The sequence below is a fragment of the Pseudomonas danubii genome, assembly GCF_042980055.1.
GTDB lineage: Bacteria > Pseudomonadota > Gammaproteobacteria > Pseudomonadales > Pseudomonadaceae > Aquipseudomonas > Aquipseudomonas danubii.
This window is the reverse complement of record NZ_CP116502.1, coordinates 2,169,128-2,189,999: the sequence shown is the minus strand read 5'-3', so window position 1 is coordinate 2,189,999 and position 20,872 is coordinate 2,169,128. Positions and strand designations below refer to the sequence as shown.

Below are 20,872 nucleotides of genomic sequence, written 5' to 3'. Positions count from 1 at the left end.
CTCTGGCGTCTTCAAGATCACCGCGTCTCCTACGACGGAGTGCCGCCCAGAGCGTTCGCAGCCTGCGGCAGCGGCTACAGCGGGTGCCGTTGCGGGATTGCGCCGCAACGGATGTGCCGTGGAGGTCAGGCCGCCTTGGCCGGTTCCAGGGCCAGTTCGACGGTCTCTGGTCGTTTCACTAGCGCATAGACAACCGCTGTCAGCAGGCTGCCCGCGACAATCGCCAGCAGGTACAGCAGCGCATGGTTGATGGCGTTCGGGATCAGCATGACAAACAGGCCGCCGTGGGGCGCCATCAGCTTGCAGCCGAAATACATCGACAAGGCCCCAGTCAGAGCACCACCGGCAATGCTCGCCGGAATCACCCGCAGTGGATCTTTGGCGGCAAACGGAATCGCCCCTTCGGAGATAAAGCACAACCCCAACACCAGCGCCGCCTTGCCGGCTTCACGTTCGGTCTGGGCAAATTTGCGCCGGGCAATGAAGGTGGCAATCCCTAAGCCAATCGGCGGCACCATGCCCGCAGCCATGGTCGCGGCCATCGGTGCATAACTCTGGGAGGCCAGCAGCCCCACCGAAAACGCATAGGCCGCCTTGTTGATCGGCCCGCCCAGGTCGACGCACATCATCGCGCCCAGCAGTACCCCCAGCAGAATGGCGTTGGTGGTGCCCATGCTGTCGAGGAAGTGGGTCAGCGCCGCGAGCATGCCCGCCACCGGTTTGCCCACCACGTAGATCATCACCAGCCCGGTAAACAGACTGGCCAGCAGCGGGATGATCAGGATCGGTTTCAACGCCTCCAGGCTTTGCGGCAGTCGCACATATTGGCTGATCGCCTTGGCCGCATAACCGGCCAGAAACCCGGCGACGATGCCGCCGATAAAACCCGCGCCCAGGGTGCTGGCGAGCAGGCCGCCGATCATCCCCGGCGCCAGACCCGGCCGGTCGGCGATGGAGTAGGCGATGTAACCGGCCAGCAGCGGCACCATCAACTTGAAGGCGGTCTCGCCGCCGATCTGCATCAAGGCCGCGGCCAGGGTGCCCTCTTCTTTGAAGGCGGTAATGCCGAAGACGAAGGACAGGGCAATCATCAAGCCGCCCGCTACCACCATCGGCAGCATGAACGACACGCCAGTCAGCAGGTGTTTGTAGACCCCGGTCTTTTCCTGCTTGGCCGGTGCCTGGGCGCCGGCAGCCGTGGACTCCAACTGGCCCTCGGCCAAGGCCTTGTTCAGGGTCGCCTCGGACTGTTTCAAAGCCACGCCGGTGCCGCAGCGGTAGATGCGCTTGCCGGCAAAACGCTCGGTGGCCACTTCGATGTCCGCCGCCAGCAGCACCACGTCGGCGGCGGCGATGGCTTCGGCGCTCAGCGGGTTACGGGCGCCCACCGAGCCCTGGGTTTCCACTTGCAGGTCGTAGCCCAGGCGCTTGGCGGTCTGCTGCAAGGCCTCGGCGGCCATGAAGGTGTGGGCCACGCCGGTCGGGCAGGCGGTGATCGCCACCAATCGCGGCGCGCGTTTGCCCGCCTCGATCACCGGCTCGGCACTGGCCTCGGTGGCGACATGGACCTGGGCCTCTTCGGCGCCGCGACGCAGCACTGCATCGACATCCTGCAAGGCCTGGGACGGGCTGCTGCGAAACACCCGCTTGCCGACAAAGCGCGACATATCCACAGGCCCGGTGCTGACGACCAGCACCCACTCGGCGGCCTCAATGGTGGCCGCTGACAGTTGGCGCTCGGGGTGTGCGTCATCGTGCACTTCAACGCTGGTACTCCAGCCCTGGCGCTGGGCCGCAGCGTCCAGCAGGCGGGCACAGAGCACGCTGGTGACCATGCCGTTGGGGCAGGCGGTAATAATGGCTAACTTCATACGCAACCCTCTTATTGTTCTAGGAGGGGATGCACGCGCACCCCCTGCTCCAGCCGGGCCAGTTGGGCCCTGTCGCTGATGCCGAAACCGATCTGGGTCACGGCCATGGCGGCAATCGCCGTGGCGGTGCGCAGGGTCTGTTCGAACGGCTGGGCGCTGAGCAGGCCGTGGAGCATGCCCGCCAGCAGCGAGTCGCCAGCGCCCACGGTGCTGACCACGCTGACCTTGGGCGGCTGGGCCTGCAAGGACAGTCCGGCGCTAAACCAGTTCACCCCTTCGGCGCCGTGAGAAATCACCACGTGCTCGACGCCCTGGGCCTGCAGAAGACGCGCCGCCTCGGCCTGCACCGCCACGCCAAGCACCGGGCTGCCCAGGGCATCTGCCAGTTCTTCAGTGTTGGGCTTGATCAACCAGGGGCCCGTCGTCAGGCCGGCGCGCAAGGCGGCGCCGCTGGTGTCGAGGGCGACCTTCAGGCCCAGGCTTTTCAGGCGCAGCAACAGCGCCTGGAACCATTCGGGGCTGACGCCTCGCGGCAAGCTGCCGGCGACCACCACCGCGTCATGCCCGGGGGCGATCTGCTCCAGACGCTCAAGCAAGGCCTGTTGCGCCGCCTCGCTGACCTCGGGCCCAAGGCCGTTGATATCGGTAATGCGCCCGTCGCTTTCGGCCAGCTTGATGTTGCTGCGGGTGTCGCCGGGCACGCGGATAAAGGCATCGACAAACCCGCGCTGGGCGAACAACGCGTCAAACGCCTGTGGATTGTTTTCCCCGAGAAAGCCGCTGACGGTCAGCTGATGCCCGAGGTCGGCCAGCACCTGGGCCACGTTCAGGCCCTTGCCTGCGGCATGGGTGTGCATGGCCTCGCTGCGGTTGACCTGCCCCGCCTCCAGGTGCGCCATCTGGACGGTGAGGTCCAGCGCCGGATTGAGGGTCAGGGTGAGAATCTTCGCCATTACATGGCCTCCACTAGGGCACGCACTTCGTGGGCGCTGCCGACGGCCAAAGCCTGTTGAGCAAGGGTTTGCGCCTGGGTCAGGCTGAGTTCGCGAATCCGCGCCTTGACCTCGGCGATGCTGCGCCCGGAGACGCTCAGTTCATCCACCCCCAGACCCACCAGCACCGGCACCGCCAGCGGGTCGGCCGCCAGTTCGCCGCAGACCCCGACCCATTTGCCGTGGGCATGGGCAGCACGCACGGTGATGTCGATCAGTTGCAGCACCGCCGGGTGCAGGCCGTCGGCCTGGGCAGAGAGCGTCGGGTGGCCACGGTCGATGGCCAGGGTGTATTGGGTCAGGTCGTTGGTGCCGACGCTGAAGAAGTCCACTTCCTTGGCCAGCACCGGCGCCAGCAGGGCGGCGGACGGCACTTCGATCATGATCCCCAGTTGCAGGTCGGCCACGGGAATTTCCTGGCGCAGGCGCTCGGTCATGTCCCGGGCCTGGCGCCATTCTTCGACGCTGCCGACCATGGGGAACATGATCCGCAGCGGGCGGTTGTCCGCCGAGCGCAGCAGGGCGCGCAATTGCGCTTCCATGATGAGCGGCCGCTGCAGAGTCAGGCGGATGCCGCGCACGCCGAGGAAGGGGTTTTCTTCCTTGGCGATCGGCCAGTAAGGCAGCGGTTTGTCACCGCCCACATCCAGGGTGCGCACCACCAGCGGACGCCCGGCAAGGCCGTCGAGTACGCGGCGGTATTCGGCTTCCTGGGTGGCTTCGTCCGGGGCCTGGGGATGGGCCATGAAGATCAGTTCGGTGCGCAGCAGGCCGATGCCTTCGGCGCCGTTTTCCACAGCGGCGGCGACACCGGCGCTTTCACCGATATTGGCGAACACCTCGACGGCGTGACCGTCCGTGGTATGGGCCTGTTGATGGCGTTGCTCGGCGGCGGCCTTGAGGCGTTGCTCGCGAGTGTCACGCTCCTCGGCGGCCCGCTGCAGGGTGTGGCTATCAGCGTCGACATGCAGGCGACCGCGCTGGCCGTCCAGCAGCAAGGGCGTGCCGGACTTGATCAGCAGCACGCTGGCGCCCGCGCCCACCAGGGCCGGAATGCCCAGGGCCCGGGCGACGATGGCGCTGTGGGCGGTGGCGCCGCCGCGGGCGGTGAGAATGCCGGCGACCCGGGCCGGATCGAGGCGCGCGACGTCCGAGGGTCCGACTTCGTCCATCACTAGGATGTAGGGCTGGTCCGGCTCGGCCGGGGTTTCGATGCCGCACAGTTGCGCCAGCACCCGACGGCCAATGTCCCGCAAGTCGGCGGCACGCTCGGCGAGCAAGGCGTCCTGCAGGGCTTCCTGCTGTTTGGCGGCGGTTTCGATCACGGTCATCCAAGCCGCTTCCGCGCTTTCGCCCTGCTTGAGGCGTGTGTCCACCTCGTCGGTCAGCTCGGGGTCGTCGAGCATTTCCTGGTGGGTGATGAAGATCTCGCGAATGGCCTTGGACTTGCTGCGCTGGACCAGCCCATCGATGTCCTGGCGCACGTCGGCCAGGGCTTGCTGCAGGCGCTGGCGCTCGATGGCGGTGGACTCGCCCCGCAGCGGGTAGTCGATGGCTTGCTGAACCTGGATGTGGGCCGGGCCGATGGCGATGCCGGGAGCGGCGGCGATGGCCTGGATCAGGCTGCCGGAGGCCGGAGCGCTGAGCGGCACCACGACTTCCTGCGGTTCTTCCCGGAGGGCGCTGGCCGCCGGCAGGGGCTCAACGGTTTCCCCGAGGCCGGCTTCGATGGCCGCCAGCAGGGCCGGCAAGGCATCAGCGGCAATGCTCGGTTCAGCGATCAGCTCCAGCACCTGGCCGCGTCGAGCACCGAGGCTCAGCAGCTTGCTCAGGCTTTTCACCGAGACCGCCGAAGCTGCGCCATCGGCGATACGGATGCGGATCTCGCCCTCGAAATTCTTCGCCAACTGCGCCAATTCCTTGGCCGGGCGCGCATGCAGGCCGTGGGCATTGGCCAGGGCGATGCGGGCGCTGGGCCAGTCTGCCGGCAACTCACCGCCGAGCACTTCCAGCACCGCGCGACGGCTGGTGGCGCGGCCCAGTTCCTGGCCCCGGCCTTCGATCAACAGCGCGCACAAACGCTCCAGCAAGGCTTGATGAGCTTCTCCCAGGCTGGCCAGGCAGAACAGGCCGCTCAGGGGCTGGCCCAGGTAACGAATGGGTTTGTCCGGGGTGACAAACGCCAGCCCCGGGCGCAGCACGGTCTGCTCGCTGTGCAACCACCACAGGCCGTCGCCCAGGGGCAGTGCATCCACCTGTTGCAGCACCGCGGCAAAGCCGTTGCTCACGCACTCGGCCTGGCGCAGCAGGCGGGCGCCGCGCCAGACCAGCTCTTCGAAGTCTTCCGCCGCAACCCCGAGGCCGATCATCTGCGCGTCCAGCGCCAGTTCCTGGGGCGCGCCCTGCAACAGCTTGAGCAGGGCCTCCGGGGAACTGGCACGACGCAGGGCCTGGCCCAGGTCGGTTTCCCCCAGGGCCCGGGTCAGCAGTTGCAGCAGGCGCAAATGCTCGTCGGATTTGGCCGCGATGCCGATGGCCAGGTAGACGATCTGCCCGTCGCCCCAGTCCACGCCGTCGGGAAACTGCAGCAGGCGCACGCCGGTGGCAAACACCTGATCGCGGGTTTCCGGGGTGCCGTGGGGAATGGCGATGCCTTGACCGAGAAAGGTCGAGCCCTGGGCTTCGCGGGCCTTGAGGCCGGCCAGATAACCTTCGGCCACCAGGCCGTCAGCCACCAGTTTGTCGGCCAGCAAATGCAGCGCTGCGGACTTATCCACAGCCGTTTGGCCCATGGATATCTGCTCTACAGTGAGCTCGAGCATGGCTTCTCCTATTTAGCGCGGCAGGGGGCGGCGCTAGGTATTGTTTTAAGTAAGCAGCGTAGGCGTGTTTAGGGCCACAAACGGGACTTGTTACCGGGCAGGGGCAGTTTTCCGTTTATGGTCTAGCCTAGAAAATACGCCTGCTGAAACGTTTAATCTAGCAAGTTTGCTAAGTTACTCGATAATCTCGGCGCCTTGAAGTCCTTCTGCTCGATGGCCGGTTCCGACGTTGGTCGCCTGCCCAGATCAGGTAGGATTGGCGAAAATGTCGGGGCAAGCACCAAAAACAAGGAAATCCCGGGTTGAAACTCAGTGATATCGCTCGCCTGGCCGGTGTGTCCGTCACCACCGCCAGTTACGTCATCAACGGCAAGGCCGAACAACAACGCATCAGCAACGCCACCGTGGAACGGGTGCGCGCGGTGGTGGAGGAACACGGCTTCACCCCCAACCCCCAGGCCGCCGGCTTGCGCAGCCGCCACACCCGGACCTTGGGGTTCATTCTTCCGGACCTGGAAAACCCCAGCTACGCACGCATCGCCAAGCTGCTGGAGCAAGGTGCTCGGGCCCGGGGTTATCAGTTGCTGATCGCCAGCTCCGACGATGCGCCGGACAGCGAGCGGCAATTGCTCCAACTGTTTCGCGCGCGGCGTTGCGATGCGCTATTCGTCGCCAGCTGCCTGCCGCCGGAAGACGACAGCTATGAGCAATTGCAGGCCCAGGGCTTGCCGATCATCGCCATCGACCGGGTGATGCCGTCCGAGCTGTTCTGCTCGGTGATCAGCGACGACCTGCACGCCAGCCTGCAGCTGACCCAGAGCCTGCTTGAGCCCGAGCCCAAGCAGATCGTGCTGATCGGCGCGCGCCCGGAACTGAGCATCAGCCAGGAGCGCGCCGCCGGGTTCCGCCAGGCCCTGCAAGGCTTCGGCGGTGAGGTGCTGATCGAGCACGGCGAAGCCTTCAGTCGTGATTGCGGCCGGCAGTTGATGGAAGAGTTGCTACAGCGCCTGGGGCACCTGCCGGATGCCCTGGTGACCACCTCCTATGTGCTGCTGCAGGGGGTGTTCGACGCTTTGCACGACTTCCCGCTCAAATCCCGGCCACTGCGCCTGGGCACCTTCGGTGATACCCAGTTACTGGACTTCTTGCCGTTGCCGGTCAATGCCATGGCCCAGCAGCATCAACTGATCGCCGAAAAAGCCCTGCAACTGGCCCTGGCCGCCATCGAAGAAGGGCAGTACCAGCCCGGCGTCCAGGCCATCGCCCGGACCTTCAAACAGCGCATCCGGCAGGCTTGAACCGTGGAACTGATCGACACCCACACCCATCTGGATTTTCCGGATTTCGACGACGACCGTGAGGCGCTGCTGGCCGACAGCCGCGCCCGGGGCGTCTCGCGAATGGTGGTGCTGGGGGTCTATCAGGCCAATTGGCAGCGCGTCTGGGATCTGGTGCAACGCGACCCACAGTTGCACGCCGCCTTTGGCCTGCACCCGGTCTATCTGGACGCTCATCAACCCGCCGACCTCCAGCAACTGGGGGACTGGCTGACGCGATTGGCAGGGCATCCCCAGCTGTGCGCGGTGGGCGAGATCGGCCTGGATTACTTTCTTGCGCAATTGGACCGCGAGCGCCAGCAATCGCTGTTCGAGGCCCAGTTGCAGCTGGCGGTGGACTTTCATTTGCCCGCCCTGCTGCACGTGCGGCGCAGTCACGCGGCGGTGATCGCCACCTTGAAGCGTTTCAAGCTCAAGCGCGGCGGCATCATCCACGCCTTTGCCGGCAGCCGCGAGGAAGCCCGGGAATACATCAAGCTGGGGTTCAAGCTGGGCCTGGGCGGCGCCGCTACCTGGCCTCAGGCATTGCGCCTGCGCAAGGTCCTGGCCGACCTGCCCCTGGACTCTGTGGTGCTGGAGACCGACTCGCCGGACATGGCGCCCGCCATGTTTCCCGGCCAGCGCAACAGCCCGCAGCATCTACCGGCGATCTGCAGCGCCCTGGCAGACATCATCGGCATCGCTCCCGAGCAACTGGCCAGGGCCAGCACCGGTAATGCCTGCGAGCTGTTCGGCTGGCCCTCAGGCACGCCGTAACGATCGCCTCCTCCCAGGTCAGACGCGGAAAGCCCCAATCAGCTGTTTCAACTGCACCACCTGGGCCGACAGCTGGCGGCTGGCATCCTCGGTCTGGTGCGCGCCTTCGGCAGTGCGTTCACCGGCGCGATTGATCTCGACAATGTTCTGGTCAATGTCGTGGGCCACTGCCGTCTGCTGCTCTACGGCAGCGGCGATTTGCTGGTTCTGGTCGACGATCATGCCTACAGCACCCAGGATGTTTTCCAGGGCCTGCTGAACCTTTTCCGACTGGTCGACCGTGCCATTGGCCATGGCGTGACTGCTGCCCATGGCCTTGACCGCCGCGCCGACGCCGCCGTGGAGCTTGCCGATCATTTCCTCGATTTCTTCGGTGGATTGCTGAGTGCGTTTGGCCAGGGTCCGTACTTCATCGGCCACCACGGCAAAGCCCCTGCCTTGCTCGCCGGCGCGGGCGGCCTCGATGGCGGCATTCAGGGCCAGCAGGTTGGTCTGTTCGGCAATGCTCTTGATCACTTCCAGCACCCGACTGATGGACTGGCTGTCGCTGGCCAACTGGTTGATCACCCGCACCGACTGATCGATCTCGCTGGCCAGGCGAGCAATGCTGTCCTGCTGGGACTCCACCAGCCCACGGCCGCTGATGGTTTCGTCGTTGACGCTGTGGGCACTGCTGACTGCCGCCGCCGCGCTGCGGGCCACTTCCTGGGAGGTGGCGGACATCTGGTTCATGGCCGTGGCCACTTGTTCGATCTGGCTGCGCTGGCCGGCCACGGCCTGGTTGCTCTGGGCCGAGACGCTTTCCACCTGTCCGGCCTGGCGCTCCACTTCGCTGACGGTATGGCCGACCCGTTCGATCAGGTCGTGGATCTTGCGCACCGTGCCGTTGAACACACTGCCCAGTTCGCCCAGCTCATCACGGCTGTGGGCGGTGAAGGTGACGGTCATGTCCCCCGCCGCCACCTTGTCCATCATCGCCCCCAGTTGGCGCAGGGTGGTGCGGGTGGAGGCATAGAAGCCGCCGTACAGATAAACGATGGAGAGAAACACCAGGGCCAGGGCCGCTACCAGCAGCACCATGTGGCTGCGGTTCTGCTCCAGGCGTTTTTGCAGCTCGACATCAAGGAACTTCAAGGTGCCTTCGTTGAGTTGATAGGTCTGCGCCATCAGGCTGCTGACCTGGTCGTAGAACCCCTGCCAGGGCGCGTCCAGGGTATCGGCCATCACCACCTGTTCTTCGAACAGTTCGCTGGCCTGCTTGAGGCTGCCTTTGCTGGCACTGGCCAGGCTGTCCAAAGCGTCGTGGGCGGCGCGGCTGGAGCCCAGGGCATCCTGCAGCTTGAGTCCGTACTCGGCCTGAAGCTTTTCGATCTGCACCAGCAGCTCGTCGAAGCGGGTGCTGGATGAAGAGTTGAGAAAACCCTGGCCCAGGGAATAGGCGCCCATGGCCCGACCTTCTCCCAGGGTCTGGGTGACTTGCGGGGTGACGCTGGTGATCAGCTCGCTGAGCTGGCGGATATCGCCCTGAGCATCGCGGCTCAGGCCCGACTGGCTGGCGATGATCTGGCTGAACAGTTGCGCGCTGCCCAGCAGCTTGCCGATCAGCCCGCTCTTGTTCAGCAGCGAGCTTTCCACCTGCTGGGCCTTGAAGGCCGCCACCAGCTCGTCGCGCTTGGCGTTGAACACCTCGACCTGCTGGGGATCGACAGTGACGGCCTCAAGAGCCTGCATGCGCTCGAGCACGGACTTTTCCAGGGCGACTATCTTGCCCTCCAGATCCCCTGCCTTGCCGGACTGACCAAGGCTGGCGTTGATCTGCACCAGGTTGTTGAGGGTCTCCAGGTCCCGGCGCAGGGCCAGGCTGCTGCCCAACAGGTCGAGACTTTGCAGTTCGACCCGGGTGCCCTGGAACTCCCGGTAGGAGTCGCGTACCAGATAGAAGTTGGTCACCAGCATGGGCACAAAGAACAGCACGCTGATCAGGCTGAACTTCATGCCGAAGCTCAGGCGGTTCATCAGCGCGACAGCGGGATAGAGCAAGCTCTTCACAAGGAAGTCTCCCTTTTCTTTTATTGTTATGGGCCGGCAGGCGAAGGCAGCAGAAAGCCACTATTCGGCGCTCCGTCTGTATAGCTCAATTTCGGGGGAGGTTTTGTAACTTAAAGTTAACCGCGCATGGGCGGTGGATCGAGCCCGTGGCCCGGGCTGGCGCAGCGAGCCAGACTGGCTCGCTGCGCCAGGGGCACAGATTCAGGCGAGAACGGTCCACAGGGCAAAACCGGCGTACCAGAGCACGGCCGCCCGCAGCTGCAGCTCCCAGATGCGGTCCAGGCTATTGATGCCTTCGGGCCCGGCCAAAGGGGGAGGAATCTCGGCGGCCACCAGGCCGACCTTCTCTACCAGTTGCGCGGCGCTGATATGCCAGTTGAGCAACTCGTGGAGCATCACCCGGCTCACGGCCACGAAGTTGCCCACCAGGGCGAAGCTCGCCGCCAGCAGGCGCACCGGCAACCAGTCGAAGGCATGGCGCAACTGCGCCGCACGCTCCACCAGAGCGGGATTCTTGCCGTGCTCGGCAGCCAGCGCCAGCAGGCGATAGCTCAAGGCCGCCACCGGGCCCAGCAGGAAGTACCAGAAGATCACCACGAAGAAGCTCTGGAAGGCCTGCCACAGCAGATAGCCCTGGACCCGTTCCAGCAGTTGCTCGCCATTCTCGGCGTCAATGTTCAGGTCACGCTTGGCCACATGCACCGCTGCTTGCAGGTCTTCACGGCGCCAGGCATCGCGAAACGGCCCGAGGCCACCGAGCAGATCGCCCCGACCCAGAGCGTAGATCACCACCAGCAGATGCACCGGCAGGGCCAACAGTCCATAGGTGACCGGCTCCAGCACCAGCAGCAAGAGACCGAGCAAGGCCACCGGCAGCAACACCAGCACCAGCAACAGGCACCATGGATGCCCCGCCAGACGCGGGCTGGCCTCCAACCGCGCCAACTCCTTCAGCCACCAACCGTCGCGCTGCACCCGCTGGCGCAAGGCCGAGAATTTCTCGATCCACACCGCCAGCAGCAACACCAGAAAACTCATTGTCCTTCTCCCTTCTCCAAGGCGGCACGATAACGTGCCCAGTCAAAAGCCTGGCCCGGGTCGGTCTTGCGCCCGGGAGCGATGTCGCTATGACCACAAATCCGTTGTGGCGTGATGGCGCAGAAAGCCGCCTGTAATTGTTTGGTCAGGGCACTCAGGGAACGGTACTGGGCGTCGGTGAAGGGCAATTCGTCAGTGCCCTCCAGTTCGATGCCCAGGGAAAAATCGTTGCAGGTGTCCCGCCCCTCGAAGCTCGACACTCCGGCATGCCAGGCCCGATCCAGACAAGAGACAAACTGAGTGACCGCGCCGTCACGTTCGATCAGAAAATGCGCAGACACGCGCAAGTCGGCGATCCCGGCAAAATAGGGATGCTCTGTGACATCAAGGCGATTCTGGAAGAATTCCTGCACCTTGCCGGTGCCGAACTGCCCCGGCGGCAGACTGATGTTATGAATCACCAACAGGGAGATCTCGCCTGCCGGGCGTTCATTGAAATTGACTGACGGGCAGTGCCGTACGCCGTGACACCAACCCGTGGCAGGGTCCAGCCGCATACCGATTCCTTCAACTAAAGCCTTGAGTGGCCCAGTATGCCGCGTTACCCCCTCGGGTTGCGATCACTTGCCGTGATTGAGTCGCTGCAGATTGCCGATCACCGATTCCAGGGCCCGATCGAACAGCAAGGTATCGTCCAGCGCCCGCACCGCGCCGCGATGAAACTCCAGGGCCAGGCCCATGCGCGTGCGCTCCAGGACTTTCATTCCGGTGCGGTTGACGAATACGTACTTGGCCACGGGATGGGGAACAATCGCCGCCAGTTTGCAACGCAAGGTATTGTCCTCGTCCTCCTGAAACTCGACCCAGGCCCCCAAGCGCAGTTGCTCCACTTGCAACACACCGGGGTCATTGGCCGGCAGAGCCAGCGGAGCGGCCTCCAGGGGGCCTTCTTCGGCGCTGGGCAGGACGATCTCCTGGGCCACCACGATCAGATCGCTAGGCTCGGCCCCCAGGGGCACCACTCGCTGTTGCGGTGCCTGGGCTTCACGCTCGAATGCCTGCAGGTGCAGAAGCTCCAGCTGACTGAAGAATTCGCTAGTGGCAAAAGGATCGAAAGCTGCGCTGCTCAAACCGTCTCGCAGGCCCTTGAGCAGTCCCGGCACCAGGGCCAGCAGGCGCATTGCGGTGTCCGGCTGCTCGTGGCGTTGCACACTCCAGATCAGCTCGCGCATGACGCCCTCAGCAGTGCGCCATTCGGCAGAGTCATCACCGTGCTTCAGGCAACTGAGCAACAGCACCTGGCTCCAGGCATCGCGAACAAAATCCACCACTGTGTGCGGCAGCACCTTGCCCAGCAGCGCTTCATTGAGTGCCTGTTCCACCCGCCGTCTCGCCAGCTCCGCCTTGGCCCGCCCCTCCTCGGCGTCTCGGGTGCGCTGCTCCAGCAACTCGGCACGACGTCGTTCGTCGGCGGTAAAGGCGAGAAAATCGGCCAGCAGCTCGGAAAAGATCGCCGGGTCGTCGGTGAATTCGCTCAGCAGGCGTTGCACCACTTGTTCGATTCGCAGATACAGGCTGTCGCGCTGATGGTCATCGCAGCCGCCCCAGCCCATCGCTGCGGCAGCAATTTCATTGAGCAGGCGCCGTGCCGGGTGGTTGCCGCGACTGAAGAAACTCTTGTCCAGCACCGCCACCTTGAGCATGGGAATCTGCAGGCGGCCGATCAGCGCCTTGAGGGACTCCGGCAGGTTACGGTCGTCAAGGATGCACTCGAAGAGCATGGCAATCAGGTTGATCACATCCTCGTCGGCAACATCCACGACCCGGGACTTGCCGCTCTTGACGCTGACCCGGGTGAGCAGTTGTTCCAGCTGATTGCGCAGGTCGAAATCTTCCTGGGCACTGGGGGCCGGCACGTATTGCTGCAGATGGGACAGCAGGCGCATAAGGTCACGGGTCGAAATCGGTTGGGTTTCGGCGCTGGCCTCAAGGGTCGGGGCAACGCTGCCGCGCACATGCAAAAGCAGTGTCTGCAAGGCCGCGAAGACTTCCTGCACGCTCTCGTCGAGCGGGCTCTGACCCGGTTTGTGCGCACCGCCATCGGCAGTGGCGGTCTGGGCTTCAGCCTGGGCTCGATCCGAGGCCCGGCGCGCCGGGGCCGGCATCAGCTCCGGCAGGATTCCAGTGGCGATCAACAGTTGGTTGGCTTCGCCATAGAGCAGTTCGGCATCACTGAGCACGTACCGCTCGAACAGCTTGAGGATGATCAACTTGACCTTGATCTCCACCCCCAGGCTGCGTCCGGCCTGAAGGAAGTACTCACAGAGCAGCGCCGGAGCCAGAGGGTTTTCCGCATCCGCCAAGCGCCGGCCCAGCAGCACGCCCAGGCGCGCCGTCAGTTGCCCGAGGGCGAAGCCGTCCCGGTTGAGAACCTTGGCCACCATGGCATCCACGGCCACGGTCTTTTCCAGATCATCCCGGGAGGGGTCAAGAGAAGGGTCGTAAGCCACCGAATGGGGAATGACCAGGGCCGGGTCGTACTGCACCAGGCCAGCGAAGGCTTCGAAAAACTTTTCCAGAAAACCGCGTTCGATGCTTTTACGCTTCAAGCGCAGATCGCGCATGGCCTCAAACAGGGTGTTCTGCTCGACATTGTTCTGCGCCCGATCGGCCATTTCGAACAGCGTGTCGTCGGCGTTATCGAACAGTTCCTGTAAACCGTGACGCAGCTGCTGGGCGGCCTTGTCTCGAACCTGAAGCAGAATCACCGGCAGGCGGGCAAGCGGCGAAGCGGTCGCCTGATCTGTAGCCGCCTTGTGCAAAGGCACTACATTCCCGTCGTTGTGCATCCAAGCCTCCTGGAAAGGTGTTTCTTCGGTTCGAAATCAAGGTTCAGTCAAGCCGACGGCGCTCACAGTCGGCTCTCAGCGGAGGCAAATGCATTCCGCTGCACTTTATTTAAGGGGGAGCCAAAGACACGTCAAAGCTATGACGTCAATTACAAGTCATATTATCTTGTAAAAGTCCCCTCTTGCGCCAGCAGACTCTGCCACCTATCCGGAAATAACCCTCATGCAAACTAGAAAAATCACTCTTGCTCATCAGACAAATCGACGAAAGACAGGTTCGTCAAAGACTCGCCGAGATTTGCCACCTTGGGTTCGCCGATCCCATGCCCCTATAATCGGCGCACTTAGTTTGTGGAGCCCGTTATGCCGAATCTACGCCTCGCCGACCTGACCGCCGAAATCGAAGCCAACGTGCGCCGCGCGTTGCTGGAGGACATCGGCAGCGGCGACATCACCGCGCAACTGATCCCGGCCGAACGTCTGGCCAAAGCCACCATCATCACTCGTGAAGCGGCGGTCGTCGCTGGTACAGCCTGGGTGGATGCAGTGTTCCGCCAACTGGACCCGCGGGTTGCCGTGCACTGGCAAGTGGCTGACGGCGAGCGGGTGGTACCCAACCAGGCGCTGTTCCACCTGGAAGGCCCGGCCCGCTCACTGCTCACCGGCGAACGCAGCGCTCTGAACTTCCTGCAACTGCTGTCCGGCGTGGCTACCCGCGCCCGTTATCTGGCCGACTTTGTCACCGATACCCAGGTCAAGCTGCTGGATACCCGCAAGACCCTTCCCGGCCTGCGCCTGGCACAGAAGTACGCGGTTACCTGCGGCGGCTGCCACAACCACCGTATCGGTCTGTATGACGCCTTCCTGATCAAGGAGAACCACATCGCCGCCTGTGGCGGCATCGCCCAGGCCATCAGCGCCGCCCACAAGATCGCCCCGGGCAAGCCGGTGGAAGTGGAAGTGGAAAGTCTTGGGGAGTTGAAGGAAGCCCTGGCAGCCGGTGCCGACATCATCATGCTCGATGAACTGAGCCTGGACGATATGCGCGAAGCTGTGCGTCTGAATGCCGGCAAGGCCAAGCTGGAAGCCAGCGGGGGAATCAACGAAAGCACCTTGCGCCCGATTGCCGAAACCGGGGTGGACTACATTTCCATCGGTGCCATGACCAAGGATGTGAAAGCCCTGGACCTGTCCATGCGGCTGAGCATCTGATCCATGAAAAACGCCAGCCTGATTAAGGCTGGCGTCGGGCTCAACTGTCGATCTCGTTGAGCTGCAGATAATCCTCAAGGTCCATGCCCAGCGCTTCAGCAACCTCCTGATGCACCTCCAGGCGCATAGCCTTCAGTTCCTCCGGTGTCTCGGCCACCAGATCGAGCACCAGTTCCCACGGCTCGATGCCGCGAGACTCTGCCTCGTCCTCAAACGCCCATTGCGCTTGCTGCTTCTGTTCTTCGGGGCTCAGGGCGCTGATTTCCTCTTGCAAGGAAGGCGTGGCAGCCAGGTACCGTTCAAGCGCTACGTCGATTCTTGCCTCTTTAGGAATCATCTCGTTCTCTCTGATCATGGGAATGGAAGATGGATCTGGATCGTTGGGATCTCTCTGCCGCAAAAAACCGTTACAACCGTCGATTTATCTGGCCTTCAGAACCATTCGGGATCATCTGAAAACAGCATGCTGGTACTCAGACAGCAACCGAATATAGGACCTTTGGGCGACGATTTATATGACCTGATGCACCGATGAGCGAGAAATCGGCGGATTTCCGAGCCGTCACCAGACACAGACTCGCCAGAAACCTCAGGAAACAAGGTTGATCAGCCGGCCGCTGTTCCTTTTCTCAAGCAAACGCCTGCCTTGCCCAGTTCGAAAAATCTTCTGAGATTTTCCAGGATGTCGTACTGCTGAACTGTCCCATCACGGGCAATATTCATTTCAGCCCTGGTCACCCACAAGTGCCCGTCCTTGCTTTGATTAGGAATAACGGAGAGCACGATATTGAACTTTGTAGCCTCAGGAGGGGTGCCGGCTGACTTAGGTTCATAAAAATTGAAAGTCAGCTGGTTATCATCATTGGGCGAGACGCTTTGCGCACTGACAACAGGCAGTCCAGCCTTCGCAGCTGCTGGAAAATTTGCCGAGAACAACACGCTTCTACCCCGCACCTCTTTGGTGATCTCCAGATAATATTGTTCAGCATCTTTCACATTCGCTGGAGTCGTGCACTCTTCGCCCTCCATTGCAAAATACTGCCCCTCAAACTCATACGTGGGGGCCTTCTCACAGGCTGCGAGGGACAGCGATACTGCGCTGATTAACGCCAACTTCCACTTCTTCACGCTGAACACTCCTTGATTTCAGGCCGTCATTATGGGCAAGGCCGTTCGCTGGCACCACTTGATTCATGAGCAGCATCAAGTACTTGCACAAGCAACCCAGTACGACTCCCTTCTCATTACGAAAGCATCGACTTTAAATAGCATCGGCCAAACTCTTAGAAGCACGATACGCACTAGCGAATATAGAAAAGTGAAGTCTTAGTTCGGCTTACTATTTGCCTGCCATAAGAACCCTTAAAAACACACCATTCAACAATCAACCCCAGCAGCACCCGGCTCAATAGAACAGCAGCTCCTGAAACTTTCAGAGCAAACTCTGGCAATTATCAATAATGAGTCATGAATACAACCGACGAACTCAACACCAGTTGAAGCTGGCTGCCGACCTTTCTTGGGGAGGTATCTTTCGAGGGCGCTCATTCAGCGCTAGAGGGACTTTGCTGGCGGGGCCAAACACTGGCAAACCGCCCCAAACTCGATATCTGGTGCCGGAGACAGGAATCGAACCTGCGACCTTCGCGTTACGAGTGCGCTGCTCTACCGACTGAGCTACACCGGCGTGGATTAAAACCTAGCACCGGCGCCCGAGGCCGGCAACCAGGAGCCTTTGCGCACATAGCAAAACGCCCCGAACCAGTCGGGGCGTTTGCTTGTTCAGCGTATGGCTAGGGGACGATTAAACGCCCGAAGCTTTGGCTGCTGCCACGTCTTTGATGGACAGCTTGATACGACCGCGGTTGTCCACGTCCAGTACCAGCACTTCCACTTCCTGACCTTCTTTCAGGATGTCGGTGACTTTCTCAACGCGAGCGTCGCTCAGCATGGAGATGTGCACCAGACCGTCCTTGCCCGGCAGGATGTTGACGAAGGCGCCGAAGTCGACGATGCGCTCAACCTTGCCGACGTAGATCTTGCCGATCTCGGCTTCCGCGGTGATGCCCAGAACGCGCTGACGCGCGGCCTCTGCAGCTTCCTTGGTTTCGCCGAAGATCTTGATCGAACCGTCGTCTTCGATGTCGATCGAAGCCTTGGTTTCTTCGCAGATCGCACGGATGGTGGCGCCACCTTTACCGATGACGTCACGGATCTTGTCGGTGTCGATCTTCATCGCGATCATGGTCGGTGCGTTGGCCGACAGCTCGGTACGGGACTGACCGATGATCTGGTTCATCTGACCGAGGATGTTCAGGCGAGCTTCCAGGGCCTGGCCCAGGGCGATCTCCATGATTTCTTCGGTGATGCCCTTGATCTTGATGTCCATCTGCAGCGCGGTGACGCCTTTGGCGGTACCGGCTACCTTGAAGTCCATGTCGCCCAGGTGGTCTTCGTCACCCAGGATGTCGGTCAGGACGGCGAACTTCTCGCCTTCTTTAACCAGGCCCATGGCGATACCGGCAACCGGCGCCTTCATCGGTACACCAGCGTCCATCAGTGCCAGGGAGGCACCGCACACGGAAGCCATGGAGCTGGAACCGTTGGATTCGGTGATTTCCGATACTACGCGGATGGTGTAGGGGAACACGTCAGCGGCTGGCAGCATGGCCTGGACCGAACGACGGGCCAGACGGCCGTGACCGATTTCACGACGACCAGCGCCGCCCATGCGACCACACTCGCCCACCGAGAACGGAGGGAAGTTGTAGTGCAGCATGAAGGGGTCTTTTTTCTCGCCTTCCAGGGTGTCCAGCAGCTGTGCGTCACGGGCAGTACCCAGGGTCGCAACCACCAGGGCCTGGGTTTCGCCACGGGTGAACAGGGCCGAACCGTGAGTCTTCGGCAGGACGCCGACTTCGATGTTCAGCGGACGTACAGTGCGGGTGTCGCGGCCGTCGATACGTGGCTTGCCGTTAACGATGTTTTCGCGAACGGTGCGGTATTCGATCTCGCCGAAAGCGGCTTTGACGTCGGCAGCCGAAGGCTGGCCTTCTTCACCGGAGAGCTTGGCGACCACCTGGTCTTTCAGCTCGCCCAGGCGAGCGTAACGGTCGGCCTTGACGGTGATGGTGTAAGCCTGGGAGATGGCTTCGCCGAACTCGGCACGGATAGCGCCCAGCAGTTCGGTGGCTTCTGGGGCAGCAGCCCAGTCCCAGGTAGGTTTGGCAGCTTCGGCAGCCAGCTCTTTGACAGCCTTGATCACCGACTGGAATTCGTCGTGGGCGAACAGTACAGCACCCAGCATCTGGTCTTCGGTCAGCTCTTTGGCTTCCGACTCAACCATCAGCACGGCTTCTTCGGTACCGGCCACAACCATGTCCAGGCTCGAAGCAGCCAGTTGTTCGTAGGTTGGGTTCAGCAGGTAGCCAGTGCTTTCATGGAAAGCCACGCGAGCGGCGCCGATCGGGCCGTCGAAAGGAATGCCGGAAATCGCCAGGGCAGCCGAGGTACCGATCATCGCAGCGATGTCCGGATCGGTCTTCTTGCTGGTGGAAACCACGGTGCAGACAACCTGCACTTCGTTCATGAAGCCTTCTGGGAACAGAGGGCGGATCGGACGGTCGATCAGACGCGAGGTCAGGGTTTCTTTCTCGGAAGGACGGCCTTCACGCTTGAAGAAACCGCCAGGGATCTTACCGGCAGCGTAAGTCTTTTCCTGGTAGTGAACGGACAGAGGGAAGAAGCCCTTGCCTGGATCCGCTTGCTTGGCGCCAACCACGGTCACCAATACGCTGACGTCGTCGTCAACGGTGACCAATACTGCGCCGGAAGCTTGACGGGCGATACGGCCAGTCTCGAGGGTTACGGTCGACTGACCGAACTGGAATTTTTTGATTACCGGGTTCACGGTGTCCTACCTTCTTTGTGGCTCTTGGGGAAACTTGATTCTTGCGAAATTCTTGGGCAATGCGGGGAATCGGCCCAGCCTTTATTGTCCAGGTAAAACGGTGCAGCAGATAAAACTTGAGGCTGGGAGCCTGCCATACGCCGGCGGAAAAACCGCTGACGCATGGCAAACAACCAACCTCATAGCGCAATCGCTGATTAGCGACGCAGACCCAGACGACCGATCAGGGTGCTGTAACGGCTCAGGTCTTTGCCTTTCAGGTAGTCCAGCAGCTTACGACGCTGGTTTACCATGCGGATCAGGCCACGACGGGAGTGGTGGTCTTTACCGTTGGCTTTGAAGTGACCTTGCAGTTTGTTGATGTTGGCGGTCAGCAGTGCAACTTGCACTTCTGGCGAACCAGTGTCACCAACAGCTTGCTGGTAGTCGGTTACGATCTGAGCTTTTTCTTCAACGCTGAGTGCCATGTGGGCAATCCTTATATCAGGAAACTGTTCAAGAACAGTTTCAACAGGCCAGGGACAAATCCCTGTATCTATAAATGAGTAGTGACCGTGCCTGTTAACAGCCACCCTCGTCCGGTCATTCTGACCGAATCAGTCGACGCGGCGCGATGCGCCCGTCTTCGCTCACTTCACCGATACCGATGAAGCGACCGTTGTGATCCTGTACCCGCACCATGCCGAACTTCGGTGCATCCGGGGCACGTACCGGCTGGCCATTGAGCCAGTAGAACGCGCTGTGCTCCGAGAACTGCAGCAGTGGCCAATCCAGCAAGCCGCTGTCCGATGGCATCAGGAAGCGATCTACCGCTTCATTGCCGCCTTCGGCGTGCACGGCTTCAAGCTCTTCCAGGGTGACCGTCTGGGCCAAGCTGAAAGGTCCGGCCTGGGTCCGTCGCAGTTCTGCAACGTAAGCACCGCAGCCGAGCTTTTCACCAATATCTTCCACCAGGGTGCGGATATAGGTGCCTTTGCTGCAGTCCACCGCCAGGCGCGCAGTGTCGCCTTCAAAGGCGAGTAATTCCAAGCGCGCAATAGTAACAGAACGCGGTTCGCGCTCCACCACTTCCCCTGCACGAGCCAGTTTGTAGAGTGGCTGGCCATCACGCTTGAGGGCCGAGTACATCGGCGGTATCTGTTTGATTTCGCCACGAAATTCCGGCAATACCGCTTCGATATCGGCACGACCAACGGTCACTTCGCGGGTCTGCAAAACTTCGCCTTCAGCATCCGCAGTGGTGGTGGTCTTGCCCAACTGCGCCAGGGTTTCGTAACCCTTGTCGGAATCGAGCAGGTATTGCGAGAACTTGGTGGCCTCGCCGAAGCACAGCGGCAGCACACCGGTGGCCAGGGGATCGAGGCTGCCGGTGTGACCGGCCTTTTCGGCATTGAGCAACCAGCGGACTTTCTGCAGCGCCGCATTGGAGGTGAAGCCCAGCGGCTTGTCCAGAAGGATGATGCCGCTGACGTTACGACGGATACGCTTGACCTGAGCCACCGCTTACTCCTTGGCGTCTTCAGGGGCAGGCGCGTCGCCATGCTGGCTGTCTTCAGCCACGGCGCGCTCGATCAGGGCCGACAAGTGCGCCCCGCGGGCCACGCTTTCGTCGTAATGGAAGTGCAGTTGCGGCACGCTGCGCAGCTTCATTTCCTTGGCCAGTTGCATGCGCAGGAAACCTGCCGCCGAGTTCAGCACCTTGATGCTCTGGGCGATTTCTTCGGCGTTTTCCTGGCCCATCACGGTGATGAAAATCTTCGCGTGACCGACATCGCGGCTGACTTCCACGGCGGTGATGGTCACCAGGCCGACGCGTGGATCCTTGACTTCGCGACGGATCAGTTGCGCCAGTTCGCGCTGCATCTGATCACCGATGCGTTGGGTACGGCTGTATTCTTTTGCCATGTCTTGTTACCTGTTACTGCCTCACGGTGAAACCCGTGTGGTCTGAAAGCGGCAAACGCCCGGCCTGGCAGGAGCCAGACCGGGCGTTGCGTTTAGAGGCCGCTGGCGGTGCCGTGCATGAACATGCTACG

The 20,872-nt window shown here is 62.1% G+C and carries 16 protein-coding genes and 1 tRNA gene; 3 read left to right on the top strand and 14 right to left on the bottom strand.

The window, feature by feature from the left end; translation table 11 throughout:
- Positions 1-125 precede the first annotated feature (125 nt).
- The 3 genes from PFZ56_RS10135 to ptsP are packed head-to-tail and all read right to left on the bottom strand — an operon-like array spanning position 126 to position 5,685.
- Positions 126-1,871, bottom strand: coding sequence for a PTS fructose-like transporter subunit IIB (locus tag PFZ56_RS10135; protein WP_394304633.1), 1,746 nt, complete (start codon positions 1,869-1,871; stop codon positions 126-128).
- An 11-nt stretch (positions 1,872-1,882) separates the two neighbouring features.
- Positions 1,883-2,824 carry a 1-phosphofructokinase gene (gene pfkB, locus PFZ56_RS10130; RefSeq protein ID WP_170001164.1) on the bottom strand — a complete coding sequence of 314 codons (942 nt, stop codon included), beginning with the start codon at positions 2,822-2,824 and terminating at the stop codon, positions 1,883-1,885.
- A complete protein-coding gene (gene ptsP / locus PFZ56_RS10125; protein WP_170001165.1) occupies positions 2,824-5,685 on the bottom strand; it encodes a phosphoenolpyruvate--protein phosphotransferase in 2,862 nt (953 codons plus the stop codon). Before ptsP ends, pfkB begins: the two co-directional genes overlap by 1 nt.
- A gap of 302 nt (positions 5,686-5,987) precedes the next feature.
- Between ptsP and cra the strand changes: the two genes are divergently transcribed.
- Positions 5,988-6,983 (top strand): catabolite repressor/activator, encoded by a 996-nt coding sequence (gene cra, locus PFZ56_RS10120; RefSeq protein WP_102861097.1) that lies wholly within the window; start codon positions 5,988-5,990, stop codon positions 6,981-6,983.
- A gap of 3 nt (positions 6,984-6,986) precedes the next feature.
- On the top strand, positions 6,987-7,778 hold the full coding sequence (locus tag PFZ56_RS10115; protein ID WP_170001166.1) for a TatD family hydrolase: 792 nt from the start codon (positions 6,987-6,989) through the stop codon (positions 7,776-7,778).
- 18 nt (positions 7,779-7,796) lie between these two features.
- Here PFZ56_RS10115 and PFZ56_RS10110 read toward each other — a convergent pair whose 3' ends face one another.
- The 4 genes from PFZ56_RS10110 to PFZ56_RS10095 form a co-directional block, all read right to left on the bottom strand.
- Positions 7,797-8,501, bottom strand: a complete 705-nt coding sequence (locus tag PFZ56_RS10110; protein ID WP_372342434.1) for a methyl-accepting chemotaxis protein — start codon at positions 8,499-8,501, stop codon at positions 7,797-7,799.
- Positions 8,502-10,028: 1,527 nt separating this feature from the next.
- Positions 10,029-10,865 carry a regulatory signaling modulator protein AmpE gene (ampE, locus tag PFZ56_RS10105; RefSeq protein WP_170001167.1) on the bottom strand — a complete coding sequence of 279 codons (837 nt, stop codon included), beginning with the start codon at positions 10,863-10,865 and terminating at the stop codon, positions 10,029-10,031.
- Positions 10,862-11,422 (bottom strand): 1,6-anhydro-N-acetylmuramyl-L-alanine amidase AmpD, encoded by a 561-nt coding sequence (gene ampD, locus PFZ56_RS10100; RefSeq protein ID WP_102861093.1) that lies wholly within the window; start codon positions 11,420-11,422, stop codon positions 10,862-10,864. Before ampD ends, ampE begins: the two co-directional genes overlap by 4 nt.
- Positions 11,423-11,485: 63 nt before the next feature.
- Positions 11,486-13,714: a DUF1631 domain-containing protein gene (locus PFZ56_RS10095; RefSeq protein WP_110595990.1), complete on the bottom strand. Its 2,229-nt coding sequence runs from the start codon at positions 13,712-13,714 to the stop codon at positions 11,486-11,488.
- Between the two features lie 363 nt (positions 13,715-14,077).
- On the opposite strand from PFZ56_RS10095, the gene nadC reads away from it, so the two are divergent.
- A complete protein-coding gene (gene nadC / locus PFZ56_RS10090) occupies positions 14,078-14,926 on the top strand; it encodes a carboxylating nicotinate-nucleotide diphosphorylase (RefSeq protein WP_102861091.1) in 849 nt (282 codons plus the stop codon).
- A 40-nt stretch (positions 14,927-14,966) separates the two neighbouring features.
- Here the strand turns inward: nadC and PFZ56_RS10085 are convergent, their stop codons facing one another.
- The 7 genes from PFZ56_RS10085 to rbfA all read right to left on the bottom strand — a co-directional run bounded on the left by PFZ56_RS10085 (position 14,967) and on the right by rbfA (position 20,741).
- Positions 14,967-15,263, bottom strand: coding sequence for a DUF6388 family protein (locus tag PFZ56_RS10085; RefSeq protein ID WP_047283892.1), 297 nt, complete (start codon positions 15,261-15,263; stop codon positions 14,967-14,969).
- Between the two features lie 269 nt (positions 15,264-15,532).
- A complete protein-coding gene (locus PFZ56_RS10080) occupies positions 15,533-16,054 on the bottom strand; it encodes a hypothetical protein (protein WP_110653076.1) in 522 nt (173 codons plus the stop codon).
- 483 nt (positions 16,055-16,537) lie between these two features.
- Positions 16,538-16,613, bottom strand: a tRNA-Thr gene (locus PFZ56_RS10075).
- A gap of 117 nt (positions 16,614-16,730) precedes the next feature.
- Positions 16,731-18,836, bottom strand: coding sequence for a polyribonucleotide nucleotidyltransferase (gene pnp, locus PFZ56_RS10070; RefSeq protein WP_041115943.1), 2,106 nt, complete (start codon positions 18,834-18,836; stop codon positions 16,731-16,733).
- 197 nt (positions 18,837-19,033) lie between these two features.
- Positions 19,034-19,303 (bottom strand): 30S ribosomal protein S15, encoded by a 270-nt coding sequence (gene rpsO / locus PFZ56_RS10065; protein WP_011059205.1) that lies wholly within the window; start codon positions 19,301-19,303, stop codon positions 19,034-19,036.
- A gap of 115 nt (positions 19,304-19,418) precedes the next feature.
- The gene (gene truB / locus PFZ56_RS10060; RefSeq protein WP_011059204.1) at positions 19,419-20,336 is read right to left on the bottom strand and encodes a tRNA pseudouridine(55) synthase TruB; all 918 of its coding nucleotides are present in this window, start codon (positions 20,334-20,336) and stop codon (positions 19,419-19,421) included.
- A gap of 3 nt (positions 20,337-20,339) precedes the next feature.
- On the bottom strand, positions 20,340-20,741 hold the full coding sequence (rbfA, locus tag PFZ56_RS10055; RefSeq protein ID WP_016967778.1) for a 30S ribosome-binding factor RbfA: 402 nt from the start codon (positions 20,739-20,741) through the stop codon (positions 20,340-20,342).
- Positions 20,742-20,872 lie beyond the last annotated feature (131 nt).

Bases quoted from the DNA above. Each gene is read 5' to 3' on its own strand.
- PFZ56_RS10135 (WP_394304633.1), bottom strand. From the start codon at position 1,871: ATGAAGTTAGCCATTATTACCGCCTGCCCCAACGGCATGGTCACCAGC.
- nadC (WP_102861091.1), top strand. From the start codon at position 14,078: ATGCCGAATCTACGCCTCGCCGACCTGACCGCCGAAATCGAAGCCAAC.
- rpsO (WP_011059205.1), bottom strand. From the start codon at position 19,303: ATGGCACTCAGCGTTGAAGAAAAAGCTCAGATCGTAACCGACTACCAG.
- rbfA (WP_016967778.1), bottom strand. From the start codon at position 20,741: ATGGCAAAAGAATACAGCCGTACCCAACGCATCGGTGATCAGATGCAG.
- PFZ56_RS10085 (WP_047283892.1), bottom strand. From the start codon at position 15,263: ATGATTCCTAAAGAGGCAAGAATCGACGTAGCGCTTGAACGGTACCTG.
- PFZ56_RS10110 (WP_372342434.1), bottom strand. From the start codon at position 8,501: ATGTCCGCCACCTCCCAGGAAGTGGCCCGCAGCGCGGCGGCGGCAGTC.
- pfkB (WP_170001164.1), bottom strand. From the start codon at position 2,824: ATGGCGAAGATTCTCACCCTGACCCTCAATCCGGCGCTGGACCTCACC.
- ampE (WP_170001167.1), bottom strand. From the start codon at position 10,865: ATGAGTTTTCTGGTGTTGCTGCTGGCGGTGTGGATCGAGAAATTCTCG.
- PFZ56_RS10095 (WP_110595990.1), bottom strand. From the start codon at position 13,714: ATGCACAACGACGGGAATGTAGTGCCTTTGCACAAGGCGGCTACAGAT.
- ptsP (WP_170001165.1), bottom strand. From the start codon at position 5,685: ATGCTCGAGCTCACTGTAGAGCAGATATCCATGGGCCAAACGGCTGTG.
- ampD (WP_102861093.1), bottom strand. From the start codon at position 11,422: ATGCGGCTGGACCCTGCCACGGGTTGGTGTCACGGCGTACGGCACTGC.